The organism is Flavobacterium gawalongense, assembly GCF_007097265.1.
Lineage (GTDB): Bacteria > Bacteroidota > Bacteroidia > Flavobacteriales > Flavobacteriaceae > Flavobacterium > Flavobacterium gawalongense.
In genome coordinates, this window is record NZ_VJZP01000022.1 from 51858 (window position 1) to 68012 (window position 16155).

A 16155-nucleotide genomic window follows, 5' to 3' on the forward strand; every position below is an offset into this window, starting at 1 on the left:
AAGGTTCAAAAATAATCACAAAAAATGGTAACTTTACAAACTTATATAAAATAATTCATGGCGAAAAAGACTATAAATAATGACGTTCTATTAGCGAACATCATTAAAGGAATAGAAGAAGTAAAAGGAAATGACATCGATATTCTTGATTTAAGAGAAATAGACACCGCGGTTTGCGACTATTTCATCATCTGCAACGGAAATTCAAACACTCAAGTTAAGGCTATCGTTAACTCCATACAAAAAACAGTTTCAAAGGAATTAAAAGACAAGCCTTGGCATGTTGAAGGAACTGATAATGCGGAATGGGTTCTTATGGACTATGTAAATATCGTAGTTCACGTTTTCCAAAAACACATAAGAGAATACTATAATATCGAGAGTCTTTGGGGTGATGCAAAAATTACTACAATCGAAAACAAATACTAAAGAAACATACTTCTAATGGCTAAAGATAATAATCAAAATTCGAATAAATTTAAAATAAGTCCTTGGTTAATTTATACAGCAATATTATTAATTTTCTTGTTTATAAGTTTTATAACCGGGGGTTCAAGTATTCAAGAGCCAGCACAATTAACTTCTTCTAAATTTAATAATTTTTTAGAAAAAGGTCAAATTGAAAAGGTTATTGTTTACAATAAAACAGAAGCAGAAGTCTATTTAAACGCTGCGGCATTAAAAGATGCAACACACAAAAAAGTTGCAAAAGATATTTTTGACAGACCTAATAAAGGTCCACATTACTCTTTTGATATTGGTAATGATCAAATATTTCAAACTAAGCTTGAAAAAGCGGTTAATGAAGGGAAATTGAAAGATTTTAACTTCTTGCCAAAAAACAATTGGTCAGACATCCTAATAAGTCTATTGCCTATCATTATCATTATAGGTGTTTGGATTTTTATAATGAGAAAAATGTCAGGCGGCGGTGGCGGTGGCGGCGGACAAATTTTCAATATCGGAAAATCAAAAGCGAAGCTTTTTGACGAAAAAACGGATATAAAAACTACATTTAAAGATGTTGCTGGTCTTGAAGGAGCTAAAGAAGAAATACAAGAAATTGTTGAATTCCTTAAAAACCCTGAGAAATATACTAATCTAGGTGGTAAAATTCCAAAAGGAGCTTTACTGGTTGGACCTCCAGGAACTGGGAAAACTTTGTTGGCGAAAGCCGTAGCAGGTGAAGCTCAAGTGCCATTTTTCTCTTTATCCGGTTCTGATTTTGTGGAAATGTTTGTAGGTGTAGGTGCTTCACGTGTACGTGATTTATTCAAACAAGCCAAAGAAAAATCTCCAGCTATTATTTTTATCGATGAGATTGATGCAGTAGGTAGAGCAAGAGGAAAAAGTAATATGTCCGGTGGAAATGATGAACGTGAGAATACGTTGAACCAATTACTGACAGAAATGGACGGTTTTGGAACCAATTCTAATGTAATTGTTTTAGCTGCAACAAACAGAGCTGACGTCCTTGACAAAGCCTTGATGCGTGCGGGTCGTTTTGACAGACAAATTTTTGTAGACTTACCAGATATTCGTGAGCGTGCTGAAATTTTTAAAGTACACCTTGCTCCTTTGAAAAAAGTAGAAGGATTGGATACTGACTTTTTAGCAAAACAAACTCCAGGTTTTTCTGGTGCTGATATTGCCAATGTGTGTAATGAAGCAGCCTTGATTGCTGCAAGACATAACAAAACAGCAGTTGACAAACAAGATTTCTTAGATGCCGTTGACAGAATTGTTGGTGGTCTTGAAAAGAAAAATAAAATTGTAACTCCAGAAGAAAAGAAAGCAATTGCTATTCATGAAGCTGGTCACGCAACGGTGAGTTGGATGCTGGAACATGCAGCTCCGTTAATAAAAGTAACTATTGTCCCTAGAGGACAAAGTTTAGGTGCAGCATGGTATTTACCGGAAGAACGATTAATTGTTCGTCCTGACCAAATGCTAGACGAAATGTGCGCTACTATGGGCGGAAGAGCAGCCGAAAAAGTAACATTCAACAGAATTTCTACTGGTGCATTAAGCGATTTAGAAAAAGTAACCAAGCAAGCACGTGCTATGGTAACTATTTATGGTTTGAATGAAAAAATAGGTAATGTTACCTATTATGATTCAACCGGACAAAGTGAATACAGTTTTTCAAAACCATATTCTGAAGAAACAGCTAAAATTATTGACGAAGAAATTTCATTACTTATTGAAAGTCAATACCAAAGAGCTATTGATATATTAGAAGAAAATAAAGACAAACTAAATCAACTAGCAAATATTTTAATCGAAAAAGAAGTTATTTTCAAAGATGATTTGGAAGCTATTTTTGGAAAAAGAACATTTGATAAAAATCTTGAGGAAGTAGTCTCTTAAAAAACACATATTATTTAATTATTTTTAAAATCTTAATTCAAAAACCTCTTTTGAATTAAGATTTTTTTATCTTTGAACGTTTTCAAATAATAAATAAAGTAGTTTAAAAGAATATGAGTCTTTTTAGAAAAATTTTTGGTTCTAGCAATCCGGCTTCTGAGGAAGATAAAGAAAGTGAATTTAATAAATCCTCTGATGATAACACTACCTCTATAGATGAAAAATTTATCTATAATTTCAAAAAAAATGGAGGTAAATTTTTATACTGTGAAAATTCTGAAGAGGTAAAAGAACAATTTGAAAACATACTAGAAGAAAATGACTGGTTTGAAAGCGAAGTTTTATGCTATGAACCCAATCTTTTTGGGATATTAGATGACAACAAACTAAGCTATGACAATCCTAAAAACCCAAAATTCCTACTTGCACGTTGTGAAAATTTGATTGCTGAAGAAGGTTCTATCTTATTCTCATCCAAACAAATCAAACAAAATAAACCAAACGAGTTACCTGCAAACATTATTGTTCTTGCAAATACAAGCCAAATTATTGGAACCAAAAGCGATGGACTAAGTGCTATAAAAAAAAAATACGAAAGAGATTACCCTACCAATATTACTACTATAAAATATTTCGAGAAAGCCAAAGAAGAAGATTTTACACAATACGGAAGTTCAGCCAAAAATCTTTATTTATTGCTTTTAGAAGATCTTTAAGATGAATGAAACTCTAAAACGAGGTATATCAGGAGCTATTTATATTATATTATTACTCGCTTCTATTTTATATTCAACGGAAAGTTTTTTTATTCTTTTTGGTATCTTTCTTATTATAGCAGTTTATGAATTTTGTAATCTAATTCAAATACATAAATTATTTCCAATTCTTTTCGGAACAGTTTTATATACTACAGTAACTTTGGTAAGTCATTACAATAAAATTACTACTGATACTATCAATCAGGTATTCAATACTAGTTTAGAAATTTCAATAAACATACAACAATTAGACGTCGTATTATTGGTTATAGCATTGGTGGTATCTATAAAATGCATTCTTTTCTTATTTTATGACAACATTCAAAAAATAAGTACTTCCTCAAAATACTTGTATTTATTAGGGTATATTATACTCCCATTTGTATTTATTACCAAAATTTCATTTGGAATATATGACTATAATCCTAAAATTATAATTGGATTATTCATATTAATCTGGACTAATGATACCTTTGCTTATATTGTAGGTAAATCTATGGGCCGAACCAAATTATTTGAAAAAATATCCCCTAAGAAAACCATTGAAGGGTTCTTAGGAGGAATCGTTTTTGCGATTTTTGCGGGTTATTTAATATCAAAATACTACATCAAGGCCAATCCTGAATTTAGTGACAGATCTATCCTAATTTGGACTTCTATAGCTGTTATTGTTGGAATTGCAGGTACTATAGGAGACTTAATTGAATCTAAATTCAAGCGTATTGCAGGCGTAAAAGACAGCGGAAACATAATGCCAGGTCATGGAGGCATACTAGATCGATTAGATAGTGTTATATTTGTAGCACCAATTATTTTTTTATTTTATCAAATTTTAAACTATGTTTCATAAAGAAGGAACCCAATCTATTTTATTAGCTACAATTTTCACGGCTATTGTACTTTTATTGACAGACAATTTTATTGACACGAGCTGGATTAAAATGACTATTCAAATAGCTACTTTATTGCTTTTGATTATCATCCTGCAATTTTTCAGAAACCCAAAAAGAACAGTGATAATCAATGAAAATCATATCATTGCTCCTGTTGATGGAAAAGTTGTAGTTATTGAAGAAGTTTTTGAAAGCGAGTATTTCAAAGACAAACGTTTGCAGATTTCCATATTTATGTCGCCCATTAATGTGCATGTCACTCGTTATCCGCTTAGTGGAATTGTAAAATTCAGTAAATACCATCCTGGAAAATTCCTGGTGGCTTGGCATCCAAAAGCGAGCGAAGAAAACGAAAGAACAACCATAGTGGTCGAAAATAAAACATTCGGCGCTGTTTTATACCGTCAAATTGCAGGTGCATTGGCAAAAAGAATCGTAAATTACGCCCAAGAAGGAATGCAGGTAATTCAGGGAACTGATGCCGGATTTATAAAATTTGGCTCAAGAGTAGATCTCTTTTTACCATTGGGAACACAAGTAAATGTCGTATTGAATCAAAAAGCCATAGGCGGAAAAACAATTATTGCTACAAAAGGATAATGATTGAAAAAGATTTAGATACCCGATTTGAAGAGGCAGTAAAAATAGCTTCTAAAATGACCCAGGCATCTTTACCACAAGATGTCCAGTTGAGACTTTATGCCTTTTATAAACAGGCTACTTTGGGAACTTTAGATCTAAAACAAACCTCAAATTACCATTTAAGGGATGCTTTCAAAACAAATGCTTGGATGCAAATTAGTCATCTTACTGCAGATGAAGCAAAAGAACAGTATATCGAAATCATCAATTCTATTTTGAAAAAATAATGTTAGTCATGAAAAAGTTTAATTTTTGTATCCCTTGTTTAGTATTAGTAACCCTCTTACTCTCATGCAATAACAAAAAACTCACCGAAGTTGTAGAGGTTCCGCTACCAACGGCTCAAGAAAAAATATCCTTAGGAGTTCCAGATGATGTAAAAGCAAATGAAGGAGCTTTTCAACTGGAAAAATTACTTTATCCATATGATGCATTAGCACCAAATATTTCGGCTGCTACGCTAGAAATGCATTATTCTAAACATTACCTGACCTATACTAATAATTTGAACAAGGCGCTAGCAGGAACAGTATTGGAAAACCTAACGATTGAGGAAGTATTGTCAAAATTAGATTTGAATGATGCTAACATTAGAAACAATGCAGGCGGTTATTACAATCACACTTTATACTGGCAATGTATGGCTCCTAAAGCTGGTGGACTGCCTCAAGATATTTTAGCCGAAACTATTACAACAGATTTTGGTTCATTTGAAAACTTTGCGACATTATTCAAAAATGAAGCTACAAAACAATTTGGTTCCGGCTGGGTATGGCTTGTGGTAGATAAAACCGGAAAACTCCAAGTGACCAGTACTCAAAATCAGGATAATCCCTTGATGCAAAATGCACTTATTCCCGGAACTCCAATATTAGCTTTAGATGTTTGGGAACACGCTTATTATTTGGACTACCAATATAGAAGAAAAAGTTATATAGACGCCTTTTTTAACGTAATCAATTGGAAAAAAGTAGGTGAAAATTACGATGCAGCGATAAAAAAATAATTTTATCGCTTTTAATTCAAAAACAAAAAAATGCTGATACGAACTTATATTAGCATTTTTTTGTTTTTGAATAGTATCCATTTACAAGATTACCATAAAACTAAATGAGCTTATGTAAACTAAAATGGCTGCTTCATTTTCTATAATTGATAAATAAACGATTCTGAAGGCGCAATACTAATTTGGGCTTTTCCTTCACCATTCAAAACCTTTAAATGAATGGAACTTTTAGTATACAATTGATCTTTTATAGTATAATTACCGTCTTTCAAATTCCATTTTTTAATAATATCCGAAGGAATTTTTAACTCGAAATTACTCCTTGTAAGCCAAGAAAAATTAGTGACTATTATTAATTTTTGAGTATCGGACCAACGGGTGAATGCATAAATTCCCGAATCATACTTTTTAGTTCCCTGACGATTAATGGTTTGAATTTCTTGGAATTTTCCCATTAAAGCAGAACTATTGAGAGAGAAATTCAGTAATCTCTTATAAAAATCGCGTAAGTCTTTTTCGCTTTGAGTTAGTTGACCACCGTCAAATTTTCCTCCGTTCATCCATCGCTGATGATTTGGAACTCCAACATAATCAAAAATTGAAGTTCTGGAATGGGTCCCAAAACCTCCATTTTCATTTCCTGCCTCACCCACTTCCTGACCAAAATAAATCATTGTAGGCGAAGTGCTAATAGTGGTTGAAACTACCATTAATGGTTTCCCTTTTTGAGCAGTTCCTGCAAATTCAGGACTTGCCAAACGTTGTTCATCATGATTGTCCAGAAAATGCAACATATGATGCTCAATATCTGTCATTCCGTTTTTTATGTTTGATAATCCGTCAGGCAACGATTTTCCACGAATGATATCTTTCAATTTATCATACGTTTCTACCTTATCATATAAATAATCCATTTTACCAAGATGAATATAATTTCTATATTCTTTTGGATTATACACTTCGGCTAATAAAAAAGCATTCGGATTATTTATTTTTATTGCCGAATTCATATAGCTCCAAAATTCATACGGCACCATTTCGGCCATATCATATCGAAATCCATCAACCCCTTTGGCAGTCCAATACAAGGCTATATCTTTGAATTTTTTCCAAGAATCCGGAACCTCTTTTCCTTTCCAAAAATCGAAATGTTCTTGATATGATTTTGTATCAAAACCAACGGGAAGTTCTGGAAAATCCTTGGAACCATCAGGACGAATTCCGTAATTTACTTTTACCGTTTCATACCAATCATTACGGTCGGGCTTTGCCATACGAGAACCGTTACCAGTCCATTTTGCAGGACTTTCTTCGAATTTTCCATCAACTAATGGATTCTTTTCTCCATTTAATGGTTTATCCGTATCTGGTACTTCAAAGTGAGTATTTGGAATATAATAGAAGTTATTATCTCTTTTATATTCAACAGAAACATCATCATCAGCTCCAAAATCTTTAACTCCTTCCGGATTATTTTTTCCTTCGTATTTACGTGCAATATGATTGGGAACAATATCTATAATGACCTTTAATCCTGCTTTATGCGTTCGAGCAATTAAAGCATCAAATTCTTGCAGACGATTGGCTGGATTTACAGCTAAATCAGGGTTTACATTGTAATAATCTTTTACTGCATAAGGAGAACCAGCTCTTCCTTTGACTACATCAGGATCATCATTAGAAATTCCAATTGCGGTGTAATCCCGTATCAGAGCATGATGCGGAACTCCGGTGTACCAAATATAAGTAACTCCTAAATCCTTTATCTCCTGTAATGCCGTATCCGTAAAATCGTTAAACTTCCCTACTCCATTTTCCTCAATGGTTCCCCAAGGTCTATTATTGGTATTTTTATTTCCGAATAATCGGGTAAAAACCTGATATACAACTTCTTTTTTATTTGAGACTGACTCTTTCTGTTCTGTGTTCATTTTTAAATCTTTCGTTTTACAAGCCGTTGCCAAAAGCACTAAGCTAATCCCTGCAACAATAGTTGTTGTTTTTATCATATAAAATATTCTGCTGATTTTAATACTTTTTTCGACATCCTAAATCAATTTTTAAATTTAATATATTTTAGATTAAAGAAGCCAATATCAGTTAAAATTAAAATGGATGCGTTTTTTAAAACGCATACTACAACGAAAGAGTAACGCTATTTGTTGATAACTTTAAAAACAATACAAAATGAATTTCTATGTCATTTTATGGAATTATAAATAAATCCTAATATAGATTATGGTTGTTTCCTTTTTCATAAATTTGACAAAAATTAAATCCATTGAAGAAACCGCTATTTTTCATTCGTTGTTGCTTGCTATTGCTTTGTACTAATTTGATTTTGGCGCAAGCACCAAAAAAAATTGTTGTAGAACATTCTGATTATTTTGATGTTAATCAAGTTGAAATACCAGATGCTGTTTTGCTTACCGGAAACGTACGTGTGAATCATGACGGAGTAGTTTTAACATGTAATAAAGCCTATTACTTTCAAAAGGAAAATTACATTAAGGCTTTTGGAAATGTACAATTAGTTCAAGGAGATACTTTATTTTTAAACAGTAAATATGCCGAATACAATGGAAATGTAAAAAAAGCATTTGCTACCGGAAATGCAGTTATGAATTCTCCGGATGCTACTTTGGCTACAGACACCATCAACTTTGACAGAAACAACCAGGAAGTGTTTTACAATTCGCCGGGAACAATCGTAAATAAGGATAATACTTTAAAAAGCAAATCAGGAAAATACTATGTTGCCGAAAAAAAATTCCAATTTCTTACGGCAGTTACTATCACTAATCCAACGTACGTAATAAAAACAAATCATTTGGATTATTTTAGTAATTCGGGGCATTCCTATCTTTTTGGACCTTCCACAATTACCAGTAAAGCTAATTATATTTATACTGAAAAAGGTTTTTATGACACCAAAAAAAATCTTGCCCATTTTCTCAATAAATCCTATATAAGATATGATGATCGGGTTATAAAGGGCGATAGTTTGTATTATGACCGAAACAGGGAATTTGCATCGGCAACACGAAATGTCAAAATAACGGATTCTATCAATCGCGGAATTGTTAAAGGAAATTATGCCGAAATATATAAAAAACAAGATTCTATGTTTGTAACCAAAAGAGCTGTTGCTGTAAACTTTGTCGAAAATGACTCGGTTTATATTCATGGCAAAAAATTAATGGTTACCGGTAAAGAAGGGAATCGTATTATTCGGGCGTTCAACAATGTTCGATTTTATAAAACAGACATGAGTGGCAAATGTGATTCGATTCATTCGAGTTCAAAAACAGCCTTAACAAAACTGATAGGAAATCCGATACTTTGGAATGGCGAAAACCAAATTACAGGCGACGTTATGCACCTTATTGGAAATAACAACACCCAAGAACTCGATTCGCTCAAAGTCCTCAATAATACTTTCCTAGTCTCGAAAGATACGCTGGGAACGGGCTATAATCAAGTGAAAGGACAAAACCTCTATGGTAAGTTTATAGAAGGAAAATTGCACGAGGTAGATATTGTAAAAAATGCGGAGGTCATCTATTACATGCGAAACGATGCTAAAGAACTCATTGGAATCAACAAAAATGTGAGCAGTAAAATCAATATCATTTTTGATAAAAATGCGATAGAAACCATCACCTTTTTTAAGCAAGTGGATGGTGATATTTATCCTGAAAAAGATTTACCTGAAAATGCACGAAAACTTCGAGGTTTAGTCTGGCGTGGCGATGAAAGAATAAAATCCAAAGACGATATTTTTCCTCCGGAGGAGAATGAAGGCAACGAAGAAATAGCCAAAGAAACCAAAGCTGAAGATGATAAGAAAGGTGTTCCGATGAAAATCCGAAAGGAAACATTGAATTATGATAAGAAAAAAAGCAAAAAATAGTGTTCAGATCGCAAATTTTAGCTTGCAGTGTCTTATTATCATGAAGATTAATTAAAAATAGGACACGGATTATTTCGGTTGGTGCAGTACACTTCGTCGCCATTAGCTATTCCTTGCTTTTTTGGTACATCAAAAAAAAAATTAACCAATAATTCTATAAAAAGCCAAGCGAACAATCCTCAAACACTAGTTTTATCGGCTAATTTAGCTTCTCATCGATTTCTTTTTTTTCTGGTTATTTAATGTTCTATCTTGGTTAGTGAAACCATTAAATACTTTCTATTATGAAAAAATTTACCTCCTTTTTCACTTACTTTATACGTGATTTCAAACATGAATTCCCCATTTTATTACAAAGATTGACTAATTTTTAATCTATCCTTAGAAAAAAATTAGTATTTTAAAACGTAGCTTTTTGGGGTAAAATGATTATACCCCCCATCCAATTAATACTAAACCAATCAAGTAGCTTTGAAGGAAATAATTACAAATTCAAACGTATCAACTAAATCAACTAACTAAACCACTATGGACTAAAAGTCCATAGATTTGGTTGGCAGACTGAAAGTCTGCAAGAATGAAAAATGTAATACTTAAACACGAATTTCACAAATTAATTCGTGGTAATTTGTGAAATTCGTGTTTGATTTTTTTTAGAAGCTAAAAGCGAAATGCACTAAAGTGCATAGTTTTAAACTATGCTTGTGACCAATAAAAGTTAATTTATTCTAAATTTTACAAACCACCCCATTTTAGAATCAAAATGGGGTGGTTTTATTGTTTAAAAGAAATATTTTTGTAGCTCAAAATTAAACTCACAAAACCGTGAATACCGATTTCCTAAAATACCAAGCACAAACATCTCCTTATCCATTAGGTATGGAAGTATCGCATGCTGTAGGTTCTTATATTTACGATTCCAACAATAAAAAATACTTGGATTTTGTAGCCGGAGTTTCCGCTTGCGCATTGGGACATCAACATCCGAGAGTTAATCAGGCCATCAAAGATCAGTTAGACAAATATTCGCACGTAATGGTATATGGCGAATATTCACAAAGTCCCGCCGTTCAGTATTGCAAGCTATTGGCCTCACTCCTGCCCGCACCTTTAGACAAAACCTATTTGGTGAATTCAGGAACAGAAGCCATTGAAGGTGCTTTAAAACTCGCCAGACGAACTACCGGAAGAAGCCAACTGATTTCGTGTCACAATGCCTATCACGGGAACACCATGGGTTCTATGAGCGTCATGGGATTTGAAGAACGCAAACAAATTTTTCGTCCGTTGATTCCCGATGTTGATTTCATTACGTTCAACAACAAAGAAGATTTACAAAAAATAACGACCAAAACTGCAGGAATTATTCTGGAAACCATTCAAGGTGGTGCTGGGTTTATACAACCGCATAACGATTTCCTCCAAAAAGTACGTCAACGATGTACCGAAGTGGGTGCTATAATGATCTTGGATGAAATTCAGCCTGGCTTCGGGAGAACGGGAAAACTTTTCGGATTCCAAAATTATGATGTCGTTCCTGATATTGTGGTTATGGGAAAAGGAATGGGCGGCGGCATGCCTGTAGGTGCTTTTACGGCTTCATCAGCCATGATGGATTTGTTAAGTCATGACCCAAAACTGGGACACATCACGACTTTTGGGGGTCACCCTGTCATTGCGTCAGCCTGTTTGGCGACTTTGCAGGAAATAACTGAGACCAACCTCATGGCCGAAGCAATGGAGAAAGAAAAGCTATTCAGAACACTTTTGGTACATCCTTTGATAGAAGAAATAAGAGGAAAAGGATTAATGCTGGCTGCAATGACAGAAAGTGCCGATATAACAAACGAAGTGATTCTCAAATGTCAAGACAAAGGACTCATTTTATTCTGGCTGCTATTTGAAGGATGCGCAATTAGAATTACACCGCCACTAACCATTTCCAATGAGGAAATACGTGAAGGCTGTTCCATAATGCTTGAAGTAATGAATGAAATTTTGAACAAGAATATTTAAAAATATCGCAATTGGGAGCTATTTACTTCGTCAGTTCGCTTCGCTCGTGTCCTGCTATCCGTTGCAAATGAAATTCACTGAACTCCAATAAAAACAAGAGTATTGTGAAGTAATCTTTCCTGCCCTGAACGAGTTTCAGGAACCTGAAAACAAGTTCAGGTCAGGAAAGGATTTCCACTCTTATCAGGGCTATGGCATCAGTATTAAACCAAAGCTATTTTTGTTAATTAAATTGTTCACAACAATTCTAACTTTCCCTCACATTACAAGCACGATTACCTAAATTTATTTAGGCCAAATTAAAAACACACAGTATGCAATTAAGCAACGAAGAAGAAGACTATAACTTATCATTGTCTAAATTTGAGTCCATGTTGAAAACCAACAAAGTGCTCTTTTTTGACTCCGAAGAATTTGAAGAAATTATTCTTCATTATCTCGATATGGGTAAGGCCGCTTTGGCAAAAAAAGCGCTCAAACTGGCATTGGAACAACATCCAAAATCTACCGGACTAAAACTGGTCCAAGTGGAAATGCTTGTCTATGATGACAAACTCGAATTAGCCGAAAAGCTATTGAATGAGTTGTACGCCATTGAACCAACCAATGAAGAAATTTACATTCAAAAAGCTAATATTTGTTCTAAAAGAGACCAACACGAAAAGGCGGTTGAATTACTAAACATAGCGTTACAATATACCGATGATTATGCTGATGTCTATAATTTAATGGGCATGGAATATCTTTTTATGGATAATCTTGAAATGGCCAAAGAAAGCTTTATCAAGTGTTTAGAAGAAGATTTGGAAGACCAATCAGCGTTATATAACGTAGTGTATTGTTTTGAATTTTTAGATCAAAATCAAGAGGCTATAACCTATTTGAATAAATATATTGACAAAAACCCATACAGCGAAATCGCCTGGCATCAACTGGGTCGTTTGCATTATGGAGTTAAAGAATATGAAAATGCAATTCGCGCCTTTGATTATGCTACTTTAATCGACGATGAATTCCTTGGTGCTTTCATGGAAAAAGCAAAAGCTTACGAACGTTTAAAAAAATACGCAGAAGCCATAGAAAGTTATAGCAGAACCATAGAATTAGATGATGCGACTTCGTATGCTTTACTTCGAATGGGGAAATGCTATGAAAAATTAGGAAACAAAGTTTTAGCATTAAAATATTTCAACAAAACTGTTCATGAAGACCCCCTTTTAGACAAGGGATGGATTGCCATTACTGATTTTTATGTACGCCAAAAAAACTATCAGAAAGCATTATTTTATGTCAACAAAGCATTAGCAATTGACAATCAAAATCGGTTGTATTGGAAACGCTTTGCAACCATTAATAAACAAATGAACTTCTTTGAAGAAGCCGAATTTGGATATAGAAAAGCAGTCGAATTTGGTGATTATCAATTAGACACTTGGTTATTTTGGGTTGATATTCTTCAGTTTTTGGGGGAATTCGAAAGCGCTATTCAAACTTTATTACAAGCATCTGAATATTTTCCGGAAGAAAATGAAGTCGAATACCGTTTGGCTGGATTGTATTTCATGATATCACAAAACACCAAAGCAAAATTCCATTTGAGCAATGCCATGCGATTGAATTTTGACAATTATATTCTTATTGAAGACTTATTTCCAGTGGTTTGGGCAAAAAAAATGGTGCAGAATTATATTGCAAAACATAAAAAATTATAATGGTTGATACAGTTAAAAAACGCTTTGGATTATTAGGACGCAACATTAATTATTCTTTTTCGAAAGGATATTTTACCGATAAATTCAATAATGAAAACTTCACAGGTTGTACCTATGAAAATTTCGATATTCAAGAAATAACTGCTTTTCCAGAGATAATTAAAAATACATCGGATTTAAAAGGATTGAATGTTACCATTCCGTACAAGGAAACGGTAATTCCATTTCTGGATAAATTATCAAAAAAAGCGGCGCAAATAGGGGCTGTAAATACCATTAAAATTACCAAAAAAGGAAAATTAAAAGGGTACAATACAGACTATTATGGTTTCAAGAAATCATTAGAACCTTTATTGCAACCACACCATAAAAAAGCCTTGATTTTAGGCACAGGAGGCGCTTCTAAAGGGGTTGCTTTTGCTCTGGATGAACTGGACATTCCTTACACTTTTGTTTCCAGAGAAGCCAAAGAAAATGCTATCGATTATGACCGAATCAACGCGACAACATTCGATAATTACCAAATCATAATAAATTCCACTCCGGTAGGAACAAGCCCTAATGTGGATGCATTTCCATTAATCCCGTATGAGTTTTTCACGGATAAACACATTGCTTATGATTTGATTTACAATCCTGCTGAAACACAATTCCTTAAAAAAGCCGCAGCACAAGGAGCACAAATCAAAAATGGTTTGGATATGCTTATTTTTCAAGCGGAGAAAGCCTGGAAAATTTGGAATAAATAGTTAAGAAGTTTATTTCTTGTCATATCGAATTTTTGTTTTACAGATATAATTGTTTTAGCTCTCGCTTGAACTAATTAATTAGCATTGAATTTTTATAGATCGTCTTGTTTTAAAATTAGCATAATGCTGTTTTAAAACAAGACGATTTTTTTATATAAAAAAGGTTTTAAACTTCGATTGAGGTTTCCCGTAAAGTCGTTAATTATTTAATCTGTTAATTTGACTGAAAATCAAAGTCTTGCAATCAATTTAACAACTTAAATAATGATCAAAAGAACTATCCTCATCGAAAACAAGTCTTCTATTACGACAAAAAATCAACAGTTAGTGCTGAAATCAGAAATAAGGGAAAGTACTATTCCAATAGAAGACGTAGGGTTTCTTGTGCTTGATCATGCTGAAATTTACCTTAGCATTCCTGCAATGAACTTAATTGTAGAAAACAATACCGCTATTATTATTTGCGGCAGCAACCATCTACCCAATGGAATGTTACTCAACCTCAACAGCCATCATATTCAGCAGGAAATATTCAAAAACCAAATCGAAGCTTCCATTCCTCTAAAAAAGCAATTATGGCAACAGACTATAATTGAAAAAATTAAGAATCAAGGGGAATTGCTGGAAAAAATAACTGAAAATAAAAATACTTTTGAATTTCTGGCAAGTAAAGTGTTAAGCGGTGACACCACAAATATGGAAGGTGTTGCGGCACAGCAATATTGGAAAAATTTTCCTTTGCCTAATCATGAAAAAGATGGAATAAAAAGAGAACGCTATGGCGATTATCCAAACAATTTTTTAAACTACGGTTATGCTATTTTGAGAGCTGCAACCGCCCGAGCACTTTCCGGTAGCGGATTATTGAATACACTTGGTATTCATCACAAAAGTAAATACAATGCTTTTGCCCTTGCAGATGACATTATGGAACCCTTCCGCCCCATTGTTGACGAAAAAGTTTTTGAGATAATGCAACGATACCAAGAACAAGAACTCAACACGGCAATAAAAGCTGAAATGTTGCAAATGCTAACCCGAACCGTTTATTTCAAGGAAGAGAAAAGCCCGTTAATGATAGGTTTACAAAAAACGGCAAGCTCGCTCCAACAATGTTTTACAGGTGACCGTAAAAAAATTAAATATCCTAAATTATGGAACTTAACGGATACCGAATAATGTGGCTTTTTGTATTTTTTGACCTGCCGACCGAAACAAAAAAAGACAGAAGAAATGCGTCTCAATTCCGCGGAAATTTACTAAAAGACGGTTTCAGCATGATGCAATATTCGGTTTATATTCGGCATTGCGCCAGTGGTGAAAGTGCCGATGTACATGAAAAACGTATTAACCGACTCGTTCCCCCATTAGGAAAAGTGAGTGTTTTACGCATCACCGACAAACAATTTGGCATGATTATCAATTATTTAGGCAAGACCAAACAGGAAAATATTGATGCGCCAACGCAACTAGAATTGTTTTAGAAAAACATTGGTTCTTGACGGTTATCCCAAAAATATAAAACAATAATACTATGATTGTTTATTTCATAATAAAAAGAAGTTTGTTAGCTGCTAATTCCAACCCTTACGTTTTTGAAGAAAAATGATGCTTTTAAAAGTTTCAGGATTTTTAGAAACGATATTTAATGTTTTTTCAACTTTAAATAAAAACTCATCTGCTTTTTTTAAAACCAAATTTATTGAGGTAGGTATTTAATTTCATATCTTTAAAGTCTTATAAAACATAGGAAAAATGGAAATATTCAAAGGTCAAAACCTCATAGAGTTTGCTGAACGCTTCAAGAGTGATCAAGATTGTAGAGAATACCTCTCAAATATCAAATGGTCGGAGCAATATGTTTGCAGAAAATGTAGCTATACCAAAAGTCAAATTCGTAAAGATTATGCAAGAACTTGCAATATTTGTAGTGATACCGAATCGGCTATGGCTAATACTCTATTCCATAAAGTAAAATTTGGATTAAGAAAAGCATTTTTCATTTGTTTTGAAATGGCCACAACCACAAAAAGTCTTTCTGCATCTCAAATGGCAGTTCGTTTTGGAGTTCAAGAAAAAACGGCAAGAATGTTTAT

Annotated in this window: 14 protein-coding genes and 1 pseudogene; 14 read left to right on the top strand and 1 reads right to left on the bottom strand. The window is 33.6% G+C overall.

The genetic code is table 11. The annotated features are described in order from the left end of the window. Window positions 1–57 precede the first annotated feature (57 nt). From rsfS to FNW38_RS12050, 7 genes are all read left to right on the top strand, one after another. Window positions 58–429, top strand: coding sequence for a ribosome silencing factor (gene rsfS / locus FNW38_RS12020; RefSeq protein ID WP_144064557.1), 372 nt, complete (start codon window positions 58–60; stop codon window positions 427–429). 15 nt (window positions 430–444) lie between these two features. Then, a complete protein-coding gene (ftsH, locus tag FNW38_RS12025; protein WP_143386680.1) occupies window positions 445–2370 on the top strand; it encodes an ATP-dependent zinc metalloprotease FtsH in 1926 nt (641 codons plus the stop codon). A gap of 113 nt (window positions 2371–2483) precedes the next feature. Next, on the top strand, window positions 2484–3086 hold the full coding sequence (locus tag FNW38_RS12030; protein WP_143386681.1) for a lactate utilization protein B/C: 603 nt from the start codon (window positions 2484–2486) through the stop codon (window positions 3084–3086). Between the two features lies 1 nt (window position 3087). Then, window positions 3088–3978 carry a phosphatidate cytidylyltransferase gene (locus tag FNW38_RS12035; RefSeq protein ID WP_144066666.1) on the top strand — a complete coding sequence of 297 codons (891 nt, stop codon included), beginning with the start codon at window positions 3088–3090 and terminating at the stop codon, window positions 3976–3978. After that, window positions 3968–4621: a phosphatidylserine decarboxylase family protein gene (locus FNW38_RS12040; protein WP_143386683.1), complete on the top strand. Its 654-nt coding sequence runs from the start codon at window positions 3968–3970 to the stop codon at window positions 4619–4621. The genes FNW38_RS12035 and FNW38_RS12040 overlap by 11 nt, the downstream gene beginning before the upstream one ends. Beyond that, window positions 4621–4890, top strand: coding sequence for an acyl-CoA-binding protein (locus tag FNW38_RS12045; protein WP_143386684.1), 270 nt, complete (start codon window positions 4621–4623; stop codon window positions 4888–4890). The genes FNW38_RS12040 and FNW38_RS12045 overlap by 1 nt, the downstream gene beginning before the upstream one ends. An 8-nt stretch (window positions 4891–4898) precedes the next feature. Continuing rightward, complete coding sequence (locus tag FNW38_RS12050) at window positions 4899–5669, top strand: superoxide dismutase (RefSeq protein WP_143386685.1); 771 nt, start codon at window positions 4899–4901, stop codon at window positions 5667–5669. Between the two features lie 140 nt (window positions 5670–5809). Here the strand turns inward: FNW38_RS12050 and FNW38_RS12055 are convergent, their stop codons facing one another. Then, the gene (locus tag FNW38_RS12055) at window positions 5810–7678 is read right to left on the bottom strand and encodes an alpha-amylase family protein (RefSeq protein ID WP_144064555.1); all 1869 of its coding nucleotides are present in this window, start codon (window positions 7676–7678) and stop codon (window positions 5810–5812) included. 272 nt (window positions 7679–7950) lie between these two features. Here FNW38_RS12055 and FNW38_RS12060 point away from each other — a divergent pair, with 272 nt between their 5' ends. The 7 genes and pseudogenes from FNW38_RS12060 to FNW38_RS12090 form a co-directional block, all read left to right on the top strand. Then, window positions 7951–9582 (top strand): OstA-like protein, encoded by a 1632-nt coding sequence (locus FNW38_RS12060; RefSeq protein ID WP_394344765.1) that lies wholly within the window; start codon window positions 7951–7953, stop codon window positions 9580–9582. A gap of 825 nt (window positions 9583–10407) precedes the next feature. Continuing rightward, a complete protein-coding gene (locus FNW38_RS12065) occupies window positions 10408–11598 on the top strand; it encodes an aspartate aminotransferase family protein (RefSeq protein ID WP_144066665.1) in 1191 nt (396 codons plus the stop codon). Window positions 11599–11912: 314 nt separating this feature from the next. Next, entirely contained in the window at window positions 11913–13310 is a 1398-nt protein-coding gene (locus FNW38_RS12070) for a tetratricopeptide repeat protein (RefSeq protein WP_143386688.1), read from the top strand. Further along, entirely contained in the window at window positions 13310–14059 is a 750-nt protein-coding gene (locus FNW38_RS12075; protein WP_144066664.1) for a shikimate dehydrogenase family protein, read from the top strand. The genes FNW38_RS12070 and FNW38_RS12075 overlap by 1 nt, the downstream gene beginning before the upstream one ends. Window positions 14060–14323: 264 nt before the next feature. Next, window positions 14324–15238, top strand: coding sequence for a type II CRISPR-associated endonuclease Cas1 (gene cas1 / locus FNW38_RS12080; protein ID WP_144066663.1), 915 nt, complete (start codon window positions 14324–14326; stop codon window positions 15236–15238). Next, entirely contained in the window at window positions 15214–15543 is a 330-nt protein-coding gene (gene cas2 / locus FNW38_RS12085) for a CRISPR-associated endonuclease Cas2 (protein WP_144066662.1), read from the top strand. Before cas1 ends, cas2 begins: the two co-directional genes overlap by 25 nt. Window positions 15544–15814: 271 nt before the next feature. Continuing rightward, a pseudogene (locus FNW38_RS12090) lies at window positions 15815–16155 on the top strand (IS1595 family transposase); the annotation flags it as partial.

Bases quoted from the DNA above. Each gene is read 5' to 3' on its own strand.
- ftsH (WP_143386680.1), top strand. From the start codon at position 445: ATGGCTAAAGATAATAATCAAAATTCGAATAAATTTAAAATAAGTCCT.
- FNW38_RS12075 (WP_144066664.1), top strand. From the start codon at position 13,310: ATGGTTGATACAGTTAAAAAACGCTTTGGATTATTAGGACGCAACATT.
- cas1 (WP_144066663.1), top strand. From the start codon at position 14,324: ATGATCAAAAGAACTATCCTCATCGAAAACAAGTCTTCTATTACGACA.
- FNW38_RS12040 (WP_143386683.1), top strand. From the start codon at position 3,968: ATGTTTCATAAAGAAGGAACCCAATCTATTTTATTAGCTACAATTTTC.
- cas2 (WP_144066662.1), top strand. From the start codon at position 15,214: ATGGAACTTAACGGATACCGAATAATGTGGCTTTTTGTATTTTTTGAC.
- FNW38_RS12055 (WP_144064555.1), bottom strand. From the start codon at position 7,678: ATGATAAAAACAACAACTATTGTTGCAGGGATTAGCTTAGTGCTTTTG.
- FNW38_RS12070 (WP_143386688.1), top strand. From the start codon at position 11,913: ATGCAATTAAGCAACGAAGAAGAAGACTATAACTTATCATTGTCTAAA.
- FNW38_RS12050 (WP_143386685.1), top strand. From the start codon at position 4,899: ATGAAAAAGTTTAATTTTTGTATCCCTTGTTTAGTATTAGTAACCCTC.
- FNW38_RS12045 (WP_143386684.1), top strand. From the start codon at position 4,621: ATGATTGAAAAAGATTTAGATACCCGATTTGAAGAGGCAGTAAAAATA.
- rsfS (WP_144064557.1), top strand. From the start codon at position 58: ATGGCGAAAAAGACTATAAATAATGACGTTCTATTAGCGAACATCATT.
- FNW38_RS12030 (WP_143386681.1), top strand. From the start codon at position 2,484: ATGAGTCTTTTTAGAAAAATTTTTGGTTCTAGCAATCCGGCTTCTGAG.
- FNW38_RS12035 (WP_144066666.1), top strand. From the start codon at position 3,088: ATGAATGAAACTCTAAAACGAGGTATATCAGGAGCTATTTATATTATA.